11 protein-coding genes are annotated in these 14288 nt (G+C 74.9%); 5 read left to right on the top strand and 6 right to left on the bottom strand.

Annotation, left to right across the window (positions count from 1 at the left end; all coding sequences use genetic code 11):
- Positions 1-12: 12 nt before the first annotated feature.
- Positions 13-1719 (bottom strand): LuxR C-terminal-related transcriptional regulator, encoded by a 1707-nt coding sequence (locus ABD644_RS05230; protein WP_344687563.1) that lies wholly within the window; start codon positions 1717-1719, stop codon positions 13-15.
- 145 nt (positions 1720-1864) lie between these two features.
- On the opposite strand from ABD644_RS05230, the gene ABD644_RS05225 reads away from it, so the two are divergent.
- The gene (locus ABD644_RS05225) at positions 1865-2671 is read left to right on the top strand and encodes a methyltransferase domain-containing protein (RefSeq protein WP_344687561.1); all 807 of its coding nucleotides are present in this window, start codon (positions 1865-1867) and stop codon (positions 2669-2671) included.
- Positions 2672-2678: 7 nt separating this feature from the next.
- On the opposite strand, the gene ABD644_RS05220 is transcribed toward ABD644_RS05225, so the two are convergent.
- Both ABD644_RS05220 and ABD644_RS05215 read right to left on the bottom strand, forming a co-directional pair.
- On the bottom strand, positions 2679-5363 hold the full coding sequence (locus ABD644_RS05220) for a bifunctional acetate--CoA ligase family protein/GNAT family N-acetyltransferase (RefSeq protein WP_344687560.1): 2685 nt from the start codon (positions 5361-5363) through the stop codon (positions 2679-2681).
- A gap of 69 nt (positions 5364-5432) precedes the next feature.
- Positions 5433-6614 carry an acetoin utilization protein AcuC gene (locus ABD644_RS05215; RefSeq protein ID WP_344687559.1) on the bottom strand — a complete coding sequence of 394 codons (1182 nt, stop codon included), beginning with the start codon at positions 6612-6614 and terminating at the stop codon, positions 5433-5435.
- A gap of 198 nt (positions 6615-6812) precedes the next feature.
- On the opposite strand from ABD644_RS05215, the gene ABD644_RS05210 reads away from it, so the two are divergent.
- The 4 genes from ABD644_RS05210 to ABD644_RS05195 all read left to right on the top strand — a co-directional run bounded on the left by ABD644_RS05210 (position 6813) and on the right by ABD644_RS05195 (position 11880).
- Positions 6813-7535 (top strand): iron-dependent transcriptional repressor DtxR, encoded by a 723-nt coding sequence (locus tag ABD644_RS05210; protein WP_344687557.1) that lies wholly within the window; start codon positions 6813-6815, stop codon positions 7533-7535.
- 148 nt (positions 7536-7683) lie between these two features.
- Positions 7684-8280, top strand: coding sequence for a TetR/AcrR family transcriptional regulator (locus ABD644_RS05205; RefSeq protein WP_344687555.1), 597 nt, complete (start codon positions 7684-7686; stop codon positions 8278-8280).
- A gap of 54 nt (positions 8281-8334) precedes the next feature.
- The gene (locus tag ABD644_RS05200; RefSeq protein WP_344687554.1) at positions 8335-9714 is read left to right on the top strand and encodes an AMP-binding protein; all 1380 of its coding nucleotides are present in this window, start codon (positions 8335-8337) and stop codon (positions 9712-9714) included.
- Positions 9715-9795: 81 nt separating this feature from the next.
- A complete protein-coding gene (locus tag ABD644_RS05195; RefSeq protein WP_344687553.1) occupies positions 9796-11880 on the top strand; it encodes a S9 family peptidase in 2085 nt (694 codons plus the stop codon).
- 10 nt (positions 11881-11890) lie between these two features.
- Here ABD644_RS05195 and ABD644_RS05190 read toward each other — a convergent pair whose 3' ends face one another.
- The 3 genes from ABD644_RS05190 to ABD644_RS05180 form a co-directional block, all read right to left on the bottom strand.
- Positions 11891-12973, bottom strand: a complete 1083-nt coding sequence (locus tag ABD644_RS05190; RefSeq protein WP_344687552.1) for a DUF4192 domain-containing protein — start codon at positions 12971-12973, stop codon at positions 11891-11893.
- A 159-nt stretch (positions 12974-13132) separates the two neighbouring features.
- On the bottom strand, positions 13133-13885 hold the full coding sequence (locus ABD644_RS05185; RefSeq protein ID WP_344687550.1) for a hypothetical protein: 753 nt from the start codon (positions 13883-13885) through the stop codon (positions 13133-13135).
- 48 nt (positions 13886-13933) lie between these two features.
- Positions 13934-14227 (bottom strand): Dabb family protein, encoded by a 294-nt coding sequence (locus ABD644_RS05180; protein WP_344687549.1) that lies wholly within the window; start codon positions 14225-14227, stop codon positions 13934-13936.
- Between the last annotated feature and the right edge of the window lie 61 nt (positions 14228-14288).

Raw genomic sequence — 14288 nt, 5'->3', positions numbered from 1 at the left:
CAGGTGACCTGATCACACGGGGTCCTGGCTCACGATCGACGGTGAGCCAGGGCCCCGTGTGCTGAGCCAGGTCAGCTCCGCACGCGCCAGCCCGACGGCGATCAGCTCCGACCGGGTGTCGACACCGATCTTGGCCATGACGTGTCCCACGTGGTGCTCCACGGTGCGCTTGCTCAGGAACAGCCGGTCGGCGATCTGCTGGTTCGACAGGCCGTCCACGACCAGACGCAGCACCTCGCACTCCCGCGGGGTGAGCCCTGCCGGCGTCCGCGGTGACCGGGGTGCGGGGATCCGGACCCCGAGCTCGCGGAGGAGCTGCGCCGCCTCGTCGGCGTCCCGGCGCGCGCCGAGGGTGCGGAACACCTCCAGTGCCGCGCGCGCCTCGGCGGCAGCCAGCTCGGGCAGGTCGGTCCGGTGGGCACGGACGATGGCCAGCCGGCACCGAGCGGCCTCGTAGGGCAGCTCCGCCTGGGTGAAGGCGACGAGCGCGGCCTCCAGGTGCAGCAGCGCCGAGCGGCCGGCGAGCAGTCCGGCGACCCTCTCGGCGAGCCCCCGGACGTGCGGCAGCCCGGTCCGGGAGGCGAGGGCGCGCAGCCGGGCGAGCACCTCTTCCGCTTCGGACCGGTGGCACCGCACCGCACGGACCTCGGCGAGCAGTGCGAGGACCGGCGCATCCTGCAGACCCGTCCGGGCGGCGTCGAGCGAGCGGCGCAGCACCGCGTCCGCCACGTCGAGCTCACCGCGGGCCAGGTGCAGCAGGGCCGTCGGCACGATCGCCTGCTGGTCGGCCTCGTGACCCTCGAGCAGCCGGGCGGCTTCGGCGAACCTCCCCTGCCGCACCCGCAGCCCGGCCAGCCGGACCGCGGCGCCGGCGCGCAGGGCCCGCATGCCTGCGTCGTGCAGCCGCAGCGACGACGCCAGCTGTTCCTCCGCCTCGGTCCAGCGGCCGGCCGCGACGAGGATGCCGCCGTAGTGCATCCGGCAGATCGCCGACACCCACAGGTCGTGGGAAGCACGACCGCACGCGTCGGCAACGGCGATCCACTCCTGCGCACGCCGGACGTCGAGGGCCAGCTCGCAGCAGAGCAGCATCTTGCAGTAGATCTCGCCGACGACCAGGTGGTCGCGGACCTCCCCGGTGGTCGCCGCCAGGGCCGCCTCGTCGACCCGGCGCATCCCCTCGGCGACCCGCCCGCGGAGGACCAGGCTCGCGCCCGCGTACCCGAGGGCGCAGAAGTGCAGGTCCTGGTCGCCGGCGCGCCGCGCGATGCCGGTCGCCACGTCCACGTGGGCGTCGATCGCGTCCGGGTCGTCGGTGACCATCGCCTCGGCGAGCTCGACCCACCCGGTCTCGGAGCAGTCGCCTGCCTCGTCGGCAAGCCCCCTCGCCCGCGCCAGCCAGCCGCCGGCGGCCGCGCCGTTCCCGTAGACCGCCGCGTGCAGGAAGGCCAGCTCCCGGCCGGCGATCAGCGCGGGCAGCGCCGTCTCTCCGCGCGCCCGGTACCCGCTGTAGGCGCGCTCGTAGGCCGTGACGGCCGCGCCGAAGTCGCCCGCCCACTCCGCGGCGCGGGCCAGCCCGTACCAGGCCTCGGGGACGTCCGTCCCCTCCAGAGCGGTGGCGAACAGCGGCCGGGCCGCGGCCCAGTCACCCCGCTCGAGCGCCGTCCACCCGGTGGCGACGAGGTCTGCGGGCAGCAGGTTCCGGCCGGTCGAGGCCATGCGGGAAGCATCCCACCGCCCTCGGGCCGCCGGTTCCGCTCAGGGCCCGGAATCAGGGCACGGTCATGGGTGCGTGCACCCATGACGCGGAGCCGATCCGGCGCCATCGTCGAGGCGTCCCGCCACGCAGCCGGAGGAGAGTTCGATGACCACCACGGAGGACTTCCAGGTCTCGGTCGAGGCGGCCGAGCAGTACGAGGCCAGGTTCGTGCCGGCGATCTTCGCCGAATGGGCGCCGCTCCTCTGCGACATCGCCGGGGTCCGGACCGGGCAGGCGGTCCTCGACGTCGCCTGCGGCACCGGGATAGCGGCGCGGACGGCCGCCGAGCGGGTCGGCCCGACCGGACGCGTGACCGGCGTGGACCTCAACGAGGGGATGCTCGCCGTCGCGCGCCGGGTCCGGCCGGATCTCGAGTGGCGGCAGGGGGACGTCGCCGCACTGCCGTTCGCGGACGGGAGCTTCGACGTGGCCCTCTGCCAGATGGCGCTGATGTTCTTCCCCGACCAGCTGGCCGCCCTGCGGGAGATGGTCCGGGTCGCCCGGCCCGGTGGGGTGGTCGCGCTGGCCGTGCCCGCCTCGCTGGACGCCCAGCCCGCCTACGGGCCCTTCGTCGACATGGCCGTGCGGGCCGCCGGCTCCCAGGCGGCGTCCCTGCTCGGCGCCTACTGGGCCTGCGGTGACCTCGTCGTGCTGAGCGACCTGGTCGCGTCCGCCCGCCTGGAGGTCACCGACACGTGGACCCACCTGGGTACCGCCGCCTTCGACTCACCGGGCCAGCTGGCCGCGACCGAGGTGGAGGGGTCACCCCTCGTCGACCGGATCAGCGCCGACGTCTACGCGCGGATCCGTGCCGGGGCCGAGGACGTCCTGGCGCCGTTCGTCGGGCCCACGGGTCGGCTCGACGCGCCGCTCCGGGGGCACCTGGTGGCCGCCCGGGTGCCTGGCGGGTGACCCGCGATCAGACCGGTGACCGCATGCGGCGGGGGCCGGGCTCGACGCGCGCGGTGGGCGGGCCGACGCGGGCCGTGCCGCCGGCCACCACGAGCGAGCGCCCCCCGTGCCAGGGCTTCGGCGGCCCGACGATGACCGGTTCGAGGGTGAGCCGCAGCACCTCGGGCAGGTCGTCGGCCAGCCGCGCCACCCGCAGCAGCAGGTCCTCCAGCGCTGGTACGTCGACCGGCTCGGACCCGCGGTAGCCGTCCAGCAGGGGCCAGGCCCGGGGCGCGCGCACCAGTTCGGCCGCATCGAGGTCGGTGAGCGGCAGGGTGCGGAAGGCCCGGTCGCCGAGCAGGTCGGTGGCCACTCCGCCGAGCCCGAAGCTGACCAGCGCGCCGAAGGACGGGTCGTCGACGATCTCGACGACCGTCGCCACCCCCGGGGCGGCCATCTCCTGCACGATCACCGGGTCGCCCGACGGGATCGCGGCGAAGGCGGTGCGCACCGCCTCGGCGTCGGGCAGGTCCAGCCGGACGCCGCCGAGGTCGGACCGGTGCCGCAGCCAGGGTGCGGTGGACTTGAGCACGACCGGGTAGCCGACCTCCGTCGCCGCCGCGACGGCCGCGTCGGCGTCGGTGACGGTGCGGGTCGCGAGCAGCGGGATGCCGTAGGCGGCGAGCAGTTCGATCAGCTCGTCGTCGGTCAGCTCCCGGCCCTGCGGGGCCGCGGCGAGGACGCCGCGCACCAGCGTCCGGGCGGCGTCCTCCTCGACGTCGGGGAGTTCGGGCACCTCACCCACCGGACGGCGTCGCCAGCGGGCGTACTCGGCCACCTTGGCCAGGGCGATGACCGCGCGCTCGGGGGTCGCGAACGACGGCACCGAGCCGCGCCCCGGCATGTCGGTCTCGTCGAGGACCGCGAGCTCGGGCGGGATCCCCTCGGTGGACAGGAAGGTGGCGACGATCGGCTTCGCCGCGTGCCGGGCCACCTCGCGCAGGGCGGGGCCGTACTCCTGGGAGCCGGCCATGAGCGGGGGCAGGAAGACGGCGACGACGGCGTCGACCCGCTCGTCGTCGACCGCCTCCTGCAGCGCGGCGCGGAAGCGCTCCGGTCCCCCGGTCACACCGATGTCGACCGGCGCCTCGTGCGCCAGCCGCATCCCCTCCTCGAGGACGGCGTCGGCGACCAGCGCCCCCATCGCGGTGGAGTTGCCGACGATGGCCACCCGGTCACCCTCGGGCAGCGGCTGGTGGGCCAGCAGGGTGCCGACGTCGAGCAGCTGGGCGACCGTGTCGACCCGGATGACGCCGGCGGAGGCGAACAACGCGGCCACCGACTGCTCGGGGACCGCCACCGACGTGCCCGCGAGTCCCGGCGTCATGCCCACGTGCCGGCCGCTCTTCACCGCCACGACGGGCTTGGTGCGCCCGACGGTGCGGGCCAGGCGGGCGAACTTGCGCGGGTTGCCGAAGCTCTCCAGGTACAGCAGCACGACCTCGGTCGCCGGGTCGGTGGCCCAGTACTGGAGCAGGTCGTTGCCGCTGACGTCGGCGCGGTTGCCGGCCGAGACGAAGGTCGACAGGCCGATGCCGCGGCTGCGGGCCCGCTCGAGCAGGGCGACGCCCAGCGCGCCGGACTGGGCGAAGAAGCCGACCCGCCCGCGGCCGGGGACCATCGGGGCGAGGCTGGCGTTGAGCCGCACCTCGGGGTCGGTGTTGACGATGCCCAGGCAGTTGGGGCCGACGACGCGCATCCCCGACGCCCGGGCGGCAGCGACGAGGCGACGCTCGGCGTCACGACCCTCGAGGCCGGACTCGCCGAACCCCCCGGAGATGACCACCAGCCCGCGGACCCGCTTGCGCCGGGCGGCCTCCACGACCTCTGCCACCTCGTCGGCCGGAACCGCGAGGACGGCCAGGTCGACGTCGTCGGGGATCGACTCCAGGTCGGCGTAGGCGGGTACCCCCCGGACGTGCCGGGCGCCGGGGTTCACCGGGTAGACCGGTCCGGCGAACCCGTAGTCGAGCAGGTGCCGCAGCACCGCGTTGCCGATCTTGCCCTCGTCGTTGCTGGCGCCGACGACGGCGACCGACGAGGGCGTCAGCAGCCGGGCGATCGACCGCGACTCGCTGCGCTGCTCCCGCTCGTACGTGACCGCGAGGGCGTCCTCGGTCTGCGCGATGGGGAAGGTCAGGTGGACGACGCCGTCCTCGTAGGAGCGCGCGGCCTTGTAGCCGGCGTCCTGGAAGACCCGCACCATCTTGCTGTTCTGCGCCAGCACCTCGGCCACGAAGCGGGTGATCCCGCGCTCGCGCGCCGCGGCGGCGAGGTGCTCGAGCAGCACCGACCCCAGGCCGCGGCCCTGGTGCGCGTCCTCCACCAGGAAGGCGACCTCGGCGTCGTCGGTGTCGGGGTACCGGTCGTAGCGGCCGACCGCGACGACCTGGTCGCCGAGCAGGATCACGAACGCGACCCGCTTGTCGTGGTCGACGTGGGTGAACCGGTGCAGGTCCTTGTCCGACAGGCGCTTCATCGGCCCGAAGAACCGGTAGTAGCGCGTCTGGTCGCTGCTGCGATCCATCAGCCCGGTCAAGCCGTCGGCGTCCTCCGGGCGGATCGGCCGCAGGTGCACGGTGCCGCCGTCGGCGGCCACGATGTCTGCCTCCCAGTGCGGGGGCGGTGCCGGGTCTACGGATTCTTCGGTCATCACAGCAGCCTCCGGCCGCCCAGCAGAGTCGCGCCGCGAGCGTGCGAGGGGTGGGGGGCTGGGTGGTGCTCAATCACGGGGGTCGTCCGGGTCCAGGCCGAAGTAGGGGAACGAGGCGCGGCGGGTGCGCTGGACGGCGCGGTCCACCCGGGACTCGGTGAAGCTGTCCCAGCGGGAAAAGCCGGTGTAGCCGCCCTCGGTCATGTGCGTCGGTGGCCGCGACCGGAGCCCGCGGGCGACGACGTCGTCCCGCCAGGCCTGCGGGATCTCGGTGTGCGGGTCCAGCGGATCGCCGCTCACCTCGGCGAGCAGGTGCGTCCAGGCTCGGGGGACGCAGCGCACCAGTCCGTAGCCACCTCCCCCGAGCGCGATCCAGCGCCCGTCGCTCACCTCGTGGGCCAGTTCGTGCATGGCGCGGTAGCTGGCGCGCTGACCGTCGATGGTGAGGGCGAGGTCGGCCAGCGGGTCCTCGTGGTGGGCGTCGCAGCCGTTCTGCGTCACCAGGATCTGCGGCGCGAAGGACTTCAGGACGCTGGGCACGACGGCGGTGAACGCGCGCAGCCATCCGGAGTCGTCGGTGCCGTTGGGCAGGGCCAGGTTCACCGCGCTGCCCAGGGCCTTCTGCGGGTCCCCGGTCTCCTCGGGGAAGCCGGTGCCCGGGAACAGGGTCAGCGGCGTCTGGTGGACGCTGACGGTGAGTACCCGCGGGTCGTCGTAGAAGGCCGCCTGCACCCCGTCGCCGTGGTGGACGTCGACGTCGACGTAGGCGATCCGCTCGTAGCCCTGCCGCAGCAGCCAGGCGATCGCGATGGAGGCGTCGTTGAAGACGCAGAACCCGGAGGCGGAGTCGCGCATCGCGTGGTGCAGGCCGCCGGAGATGTTCACCGCGTGCTGCGACTTCCCGCTGTGCACCTGCTGGGCGGCGAGCACGCTGCCGCCGGCGATGAGCGCGGCCGCGTCGTACATGCCTTCGAAGATCGGGTTGTCGGCGGTTCCGAGCCCGTGGCCCACCCCGGGGTCCGACGGGGCGCGGCGGACCGCCTCGAGGTAGGCGGGGTCGTGCACGAGGGTGAGGAGCGCCTCGTCGGCCGGCGTGGGCCGCATCAGCTCGATCCGGTCGGAGGCCAGGACGCCGAGGCTCTCGGCGAGCCGCATCGTGAGGTCGAGCCGCACCGGATGCAGCGGGTGGTCGCCGCCCATCGTGTAGCCCAGCAGTGCGTCGTCCCAGATCACGGCGACGGAGTCACTCACGCGACCTCCCTCCCGACGCCGGGCGGAACCGCGTCTGCGCCGGTGCCGCTTCCGCGTCGGACGCTACCCGGTGGCCGCACCGGCCACCCCGGCCCCGTTGCCGGCCCTGACGTGCGCCGACGGCCCTCCGACGCCCGTCGCGGGACCGGCCCGCGCGCCGCTCACCCGTAGACTCGCCGCCGACACGGAGGAGTAGTTGTGAACGACCTGATCGATACCACCGAGATGTACCTCCGGACGATCTTCGAGCTCGAGGAGGAGGGGATCGTCCCGCTGCGGGCGCGCATCGCCGAGCGGCTGCACCAGAGCGGCCCCACGGTGAGCCAGACGGTCGCCCGCATGGAGCGCGACGGCCTGCTGACCGTCGAGGGCGACCGGCACCTCCAGCTCTCGGAGCTGGGCCGCCAGCTGGCCACCGCCGTGATGCGCAAGCACCGGCTGGCCGAGTGCCTGCTCGTCGACGTGATCGGCCTGGACTACGCCGACGTCCACGAGGAGGCGTGCCGCTGGGAGCACGTGATGAGCGAGGCGGTGGAGCGCAAGCTCCTCAGCCTGCTCGGCAACCCGACGGTGTCGCCGTTCGGCAACCCCATCCCCGGCCTGGACGCGCTGCGCGGCGAGGAGTCGCTGGGCGGCGAGACCTCCGCCGTCCTGGACTCCCTGACGCTGCTGTCGACGACGGCGACGTCGGAGGGGCGCACGGTCGTGGTCGAGCGGATCAGCGAGCAGTTGCAGGAGAACACCGACCTCCTGCGGGAGCTGGCCGAGCTCGGCGTGCGTCCGGGCGCCTCGATGGAGGCGCGGGCGGTCGACGGATCGGTGACCCTCGACGGGAAGGCGCTGCCGGCCGGCGTCGCCCAGCACCTGTTCGTCACCGCGGTCGACGGAGAGCTCACCCCGCTGGAGGCGGCCACCACCTGAGCACCCCTCGCCGGCAGCGCCGGCGCGACGACGCGAGCCGCGGTCCTGCCCTGGGCCGCGGCTCCCGTCGTTCCCGGAGGCGTTCCCGGAGGCCGGACAGAGTCCAAATACCCTTGCCACTCGGATAACGTCGGTATCCAATCTGTCCATGACCACGCGGCTCACCCGGCCACAGCAGGTCGAGCGGAACCGGACCTTGCTGCTCGACGCCGCTCGACGCACGTTCCTGGCACGCGGCTACGCGGGGGCCACGATCGACGCCATCGCCGAGGAGGCCGGGTTCTCGAAGGGCGTCGTGTACTCCCAGTTCGCCGGCAAGGCGGACCTGTTCCTGACGCTGCTGGAACAGCGGATCGTCGATCGCGCCGCGGAGAACGGCCGCCTGGTGGCCGAGCACTCGGGCCCGGACGCGCTGCGGAGCCTGCTGCGCACCAGCGCCCGGCGGTCCCGGCACGGGTCGGACTGGGGGCGCCTGCTCATCGAGTTCCGCCTGGTCGCCGCACACGACCCCGAGCTGAACGCGCGCTACCGCGTGCTGCACGACCGCACGATCGATCTGTTCGCCGAGACGGTGACCGCTGCCCTCGCACGCGACGGTCTGGCGCCGGCGTACCCCGCGCGCACCTTCGCCCAGCTCGTGCTCGCCCTCGACACCGGCGTCGTCCTGGAGCGCGCCGCCGACCCCGACGCACTGCCGCTGGAGCTGGCCGAGCACGTGCTGGCACGACTCGTGGCCCCGGGATAGGGCCGCTACCGACCTACGGGGGAACCGATCGGCCCACCCAGGAAGGAACCCACCATGCAGGCGACCGCCGTGGCCCCGTTTCCCCTGCAGCGAACCCGACTCCAAGCCGAGATGCTCGCTGCCTACGACGAGCTCATCCCCCGGATGGCGTGGAACCGCAACCGGCTGCAGGACCACCAGCGGGGGCGACTGCGGGCGCTGCTCCGGCACGCGTCCGGCCGTTCCCCCTTCCACGCCGGACGTCTGGCGGGCCTGGACGTCGACGCCATCGAGCCCGAGGACCTCTCGGCGCTGCCGGTGATGACCAAGGCCGACCTGATGCACCACTTCGACGACGTCGTCACCGACCGCCGGATGACCCTCGCCGCCGCCGAGGACGCCCTGGCCGCCGCCCGCGACGAGCCGGCGATCGTGAACGGCTCCGCGCTGGCCCTCGCCACCGGCGGCAGCGCCGGCCGGCGCGGGGTCTTCCTCGCGGACGGGCCGGCGTGCGTGCAGGTGCTCGGCTCGCTGTCCCGGGGTCTGGTGGCGACGCTGCGGGCCGCCGGCGCTCCGCCGGGCGGACTCCGGATCGCCATGGTGGCCGCCGATTCCCCCGTGCACGCCACCGGTGCCGCGTCCTGGCTGACCGCCGGCGGGGGCCTGCCGTTCCACTTCGTCCCGGTGCCGGTGACCGTGCCGATGGACGAGCTGGTGGGGCGTCTCAACGCGATCGCGCCGATGGCGCTGTACGGGTACCCGACCATGCTCGCCCGGCTCGCCGCGGAGCAACGGGCCGGCCGGTTGCGCATCAACCCCGCGATGGTGACCTGCACGAGCGAGACCCTGACCGCGGAGCTGCGGACAGCGATCCGGACGGGCTTCGGGGTGCCGGTCATCAACACCTTCGGCTCGACCGAGGGACTGATCGGCAGCTCGCTCCCCGATGACGACGTGCTCACCTTCGCCGAGGACGGCTGCATCGTCGAGCTCGTCGACGAGCACGACCGACCCGTCGCCACCGGCACCCCCTCGGCCGCCGTGCTGATCACCGTGCTGGAGAACCGGCTGCAACCGCTGATCCGCTACCGGCTGACCGACACCTTCGTCGAGCAGCCGCCGGTCGAGGCGCACGGGTACCTGCGCGCCCGGGTGGACGGCAGGTCCGACGAGGTCCTGCACTTCGGCGACGTGTCGCTGCACCCGCTGGTGGTGCGGTCGGTGCTCGCCCACACCCCGAACGTCGTCGACTACCGGGTCCAGCAGACGCCACGCGGCGTAGCGGTCAGCGCGCTCGCCCCCCACGGCGCCGACCCGGAGCCCCTGCGCGTCGGGCTCACCACCGCCCTGGCGTCGGCCGGCCTGCCCGATCCGGAGGTGACGGTGGACGTGGTCGCCGAGCTCCGGGGTGACCCGTACTCGGGCAAGCTGCGCCGCTTCGTGCCGCTGCCCTGACCGGGGCGGCCCGGGCGCACCGCGGGACGTCGGCTCACTACGGTGGGGCCGACGTCCCGCCGTCCCTGAGAGAAGGCCCTGGTGAGCAAGCCCGCAGCCGCGTCCGAGCCGCCCGCAGGCGACGCCCCTGCCCCCACCCCGTTCCATCGCCTGGCCGACTTCGTCGCGCTCCCGCGGATCGGCGGACTGGCGCTGTCGCCCGACGGTTCGCGGCTGGCGATCACGGTGCAGACCCTGGACGCGGAGAAGAAGAAGTGGCAGACGGCCCTGTGGGAGGTCGACCCCGCAGGGAACCGCCCGGCGCACCGGCTGACCCGCAGCGCGCCCGGCGAGGCGTCGCCGGCCTGGGCTCCCGACGGCTCGCTGCTGTTCACCTCGGCCCGGCCCGACCCCGGCGCGAAGGAGAAGGACGACCCCAAGGCCGCGCTGTGGGTGCTCCCGGCGGCCGGCGGCGAGGCCCGGCCCGCCATCTCCCGGCCGTCGGGCATCGCCGCGTTCACGGTCGCCGCCGACACCGGCGACGTGGTCGTGGCGGCACCGACCATGCCGGGCGCGCCGGACGCCGAGGCCGACGAGCAGCGGCGCACGAAGCGCAAGGACGCCGGGGTCTCCGCGATCCTCCACGAGGCCTATCCGGTGCGGTACTGGGACCACGACCTGGGGCCCGCGGTGCCGCACCTGTTCTGGGCCGGCCCGCTGCCGGCCGAGGGGCCGGCCGGGGCCGGGGCCCCGGCCGTCGAGCTGCGTGACCTCACCCCCGACGCGGCCCCGCCGGACGGCGCCGGTGACGACATCGCGCTCTCCCCCGACGGCCGGCTGCTCGCCCGCTCCGAGCAGATCGCCGACGGCCCGGCCGGCCGCCGCACGCGACTGGTGCTCACCGACACCGGCGACGGGAGCAGCCGGGTGCTCGTCGACGACCCGCTCGCCGACGTGTACGCCCCCCGGTTCTCCCCCGACGGCGCGCAGTTGGTCTGCGTCCGGGAGGCGAAGTCGACCTACGCCGAGCCGCCGGACTACACCCTGCTCCTCGTCGACCCGGCCGACGGGGCCGCGCACGAGCTCACCCCCGGCTTCGACGGCTGGCCCAGCGCGCCGCAGTTCTCCGCCGACGGCGCGGCCGTGTACTTCCTCGCCGACGTCGACGGCCGGCACGCGATCTACCGCGTGCCGGTGGACGGCGGCGAGCCGGTGCGGCTGACGGCGGACGGCGCGTACAGCGACCTGCAGGTCGCCCGCGACGGGAGTGCGCTCTACGCGCTGCACTCGGCGTGGGACTCGCCGTCGGCGCCGGTCCGGCTCGACCCGGCCGCCCCCCTGCAGGACCCCCGGGTGCTGCCCCACCCCAGCGCGATCGACAGGCTGCCCGGCACCCTGCACGAGGTGGTGGCGACCGCCGCCGACGGCGCCCGGGTGCAGTCGTGGCTCGTGCTGCCCGACGGGGCCTCGGCCGACGCGCCCGCCCCGCTGGTCCTGTGGATCCACGGCGGCCCGCTGATGAGCTTCAACGCCTGGTCGTGGCGGTGGTGCCCCTGGCTGCTCGCCGCGCGGGGGTACGCGGTCCTGCTGCCCAACCCGGCTCTCTCGCAGGGCTTCGGCCAGGACTTCATCCGCCGCGGGTGGGGCGAGTGGGGCGGGGCGCCCTACACCGACCTGATGGCCGCGGTGGACGCCGCCCTGGAGCGGCCCGACCTCGACTCCTCCCGCACGGCGGCGATGGGGGGCTCGTTCGGCGGCTACATGGCCAACTGGGTCGCCACCCAGACCGACCGGTTCCGGGCGATCGTCACCCACGCCAGCCTGTGGGACCTCGACGCGTTCACCGGCACGACGGACGCGGCCTACTACTGGGAGAAGGAGTGGGGCGACCCGCTGACCGAGCCGAAGCGGTACGAGCAGAACTCGCCGCACCGTTTCGCGGACGCGATCCGGACGCCGATGCTCGTCATCCACGGCGACAAGGACTACCGCGTGCCCATCGGCGAGGGCCTGCGGCTCTGGTACGACCTGCAGAAGCGCGGGATCCCGTCGAAGTTCCTCTACTTCCCCGACGAGAACCACTGGGTGCTGACCCCGGGAAACGCCGCGGTCTGGTACGAGACGGTCTTCGCGTTCCTCGCCGAGCACGTCCTGGAGCAGGAGTGGCAGCGGCCCGAACTGCTCTGAGCCGGCCACCTCAGCGGGCAGGCGCGTCGTCGTCGGCGATCGCGCCCCCGGCGATCAGCAGCCGCAGCTCGGACGGTGGGAGGCACGCGGCCAGCGCCTGGCCGAGCAGCCGGGCCAGGCGGTAGCGGCGGTCCGCGGCCAGCGCCCGCTCGAGGGCGACGCCGGCCATGGCACCGTCGCCGCGCAGCCAGGCCCCGACCGCCAGCAGCGTGGCCGGCGCGGGGACGTAGCGCCGCGGCGCGCGTCGGGTGCACTCGGTCCACAGCGAGTCGACCGCGGCGTCGTCGTCGGCCAGGGCCAGCCGCAGCGCCCGGTCGCGCACCGCCGTGTCGCGCAGGCCCCAGAGGATCCGCGCCAGGGCCGCGTCGCTCAGCGCCGTTCCCGCGCGGCAGTGCGCCAGGCCGGCGAGGACCGCCGCCCACGACTCCTCGGCCACCACGTCGAGACCGACCGCGAGCGCACGGGCCGAGGACTCGGCCGCGATCCGTCGCGCCGCCGCCGCCATCGAGCTGCGCGCCGGGCCGTCCACCGGCGCGATCCGCGCGGCGAGCGCCTCGCGGCTGTCGGCGACGGTCACCCCCGCGGCGACGCTCGCAGCCTCGAAGGGGCTCGTGCCCACCGGGAGGGGCGTGCCGTGGGCCGGGCGGCAGCAGTCGGCGGGGCAGTCGTAGGACCACCACCGGCCGTCGCGGACCAGGAGGGCTTCGCGCACCGGGATGCGGTGGCGATGGAGGGCGACGGTCAGCTCGTGCACGAGCGGCCGGTGCGGAAGGTCCGCGCCGCCACCGGACCCCCCGTCGTCCGGGAGGCCCCCCGGGAGGTCCTCCGAGATCACCAGGAGGACGACCGCCGCCGGCCGGTCGGTGCGCACCCTGCGGCCGAGTTCACCGGCCACGTCCGCCGCGTGCTCGGGCGGCGGGATGTCGGCGCGGACGGTCAGGCCGACCTGGGCGCCGCTCGGGCCGGTGAGGCTGATCAGCACCACCGATTCCCGCGGTCGGAAGCCCAGCAGCCGCGGGACCGCCGCCGCGAGCGCACCGGGGTCGCCGAGCGAGACCCGGTAGGGAGGGGCGAGGTCGGGGTGGCTGTCCATGGCCCGACCCTGGGTGGCGGGAGCGCCGGACGGGGCGTGCCCGGGACATCTGTGGACGGCCGCGAGGCTGGGGACGGCGCCGGGTGCCGGCCCGTCCGTCGGTGCGATCCTGGCCGGTCAGGCAAGGGCGATCAGGCAGGGGCGGTCAGGCAGGGACGGTCAGCCCAGGGCGTCGGCCTGCACGTCGTAGGCCTCGCCGAGCAACGCGGCGAACGCCGCCGCGTCGGGGGCCGGGGCGTTCGGCGTCCGCGGGTCGGCGAGGGAGGTGAGGATGCCGAGGCGGTCGCCGTCCTGGAACACCCCGATCAGGGCGGGCACGGTGACCTCGGTGCCGTCGGCGGCGGCGACCACGGTCGTGAACCTGAGCCCGATCGCGCCGTCGCCCAGGTCGGGCACCGGGACCTCCTCGAAGGTGACCGTCGCGGTGCCGATCCCGGGCGAGCTGACCTGCGCCTGCGGGCACACCTGCACCGCCGAGGCGAGCAGCTCCACCGCGCCCGACGTGGGGCCGCCGCGCAGCAGGATCTCGACGGTGACCCCGGAGGGCGACGTGGCGCTCAGGCCGACGACGTCGTCGAACGCGTCGAGGTAGGGCTGGGTGCCCTGGACGGCGGGGGCGCACTCCTCGGGGGTGACGGTCAGGTCGTCGCCCATGCCGGCGAGGCCCGCTCCGGCCCGCAGCTGCTCGAGGCTGACCGCCACCACGGTCGCGGCCGGGTCGAAGGCCTCGGCGGTCAGCAGCCCGGAGGCGAGGTCGGGCGCGGTGGTCTGCGCCGCCGTCGAGGTGGCCGGGGCCGAGCTTCCGGCGGCAGTCTCCGAGCCGCCCCCGCCGCCGCAGCCGGCCAGCAGCACCACCCCCGTGGACACGGCGACGAGCGCGCGGACAGGGGTGGAAGAGGCGGCGCCGCTCACCCCGCCGACGGTAGCGCCGGCGAGGGCCGGAGACACCGGCCGAAGGTCTCAGACCTCGAACTGGACGGCGCTGCGTGCGGCGAGGAACGGCCGGATGTGCTCGGCGATCATCGCCTGGTGCACCGGATCCTGCGCGTACCTGCGGTAGGCCTCGACATCGGGGAAGTCGACGATCAGCACGGCGTCGGCGTTGCCGTCGGAGAGCCCGGCGTCCTCGCCGACGGTCAAGGCGGTCATCCCGCCCACGTCGTCGGGCAGCCGGCGCAAGGCCTGCACCGAGCGCGCGCGGCGCTCCGCGTCGGCGGTGTCGGACCAGGTGAACATCACGACGTGACGGATCATGGACCGCACCCTGCCAGGCGACCCGACGGGCGGCCCGCACCGGCGGTTACCGGCTGGTAGC

The organism is Blastococcus jejuensis, from assembly GCF_039534705.1.
Classification (GTDB): domain Bacteria; phylum Actinomycetota; class Actinomycetes; order Mycobacteriales; family Geodermatophilaceae; genus Blastococcus_B; species Blastococcus_B jejuensis.
The sequence above is the reverse complement of the archived record's forward strand: the minus strand, read 5'-3'. Positions and strand labels throughout refer to the sequence as shown.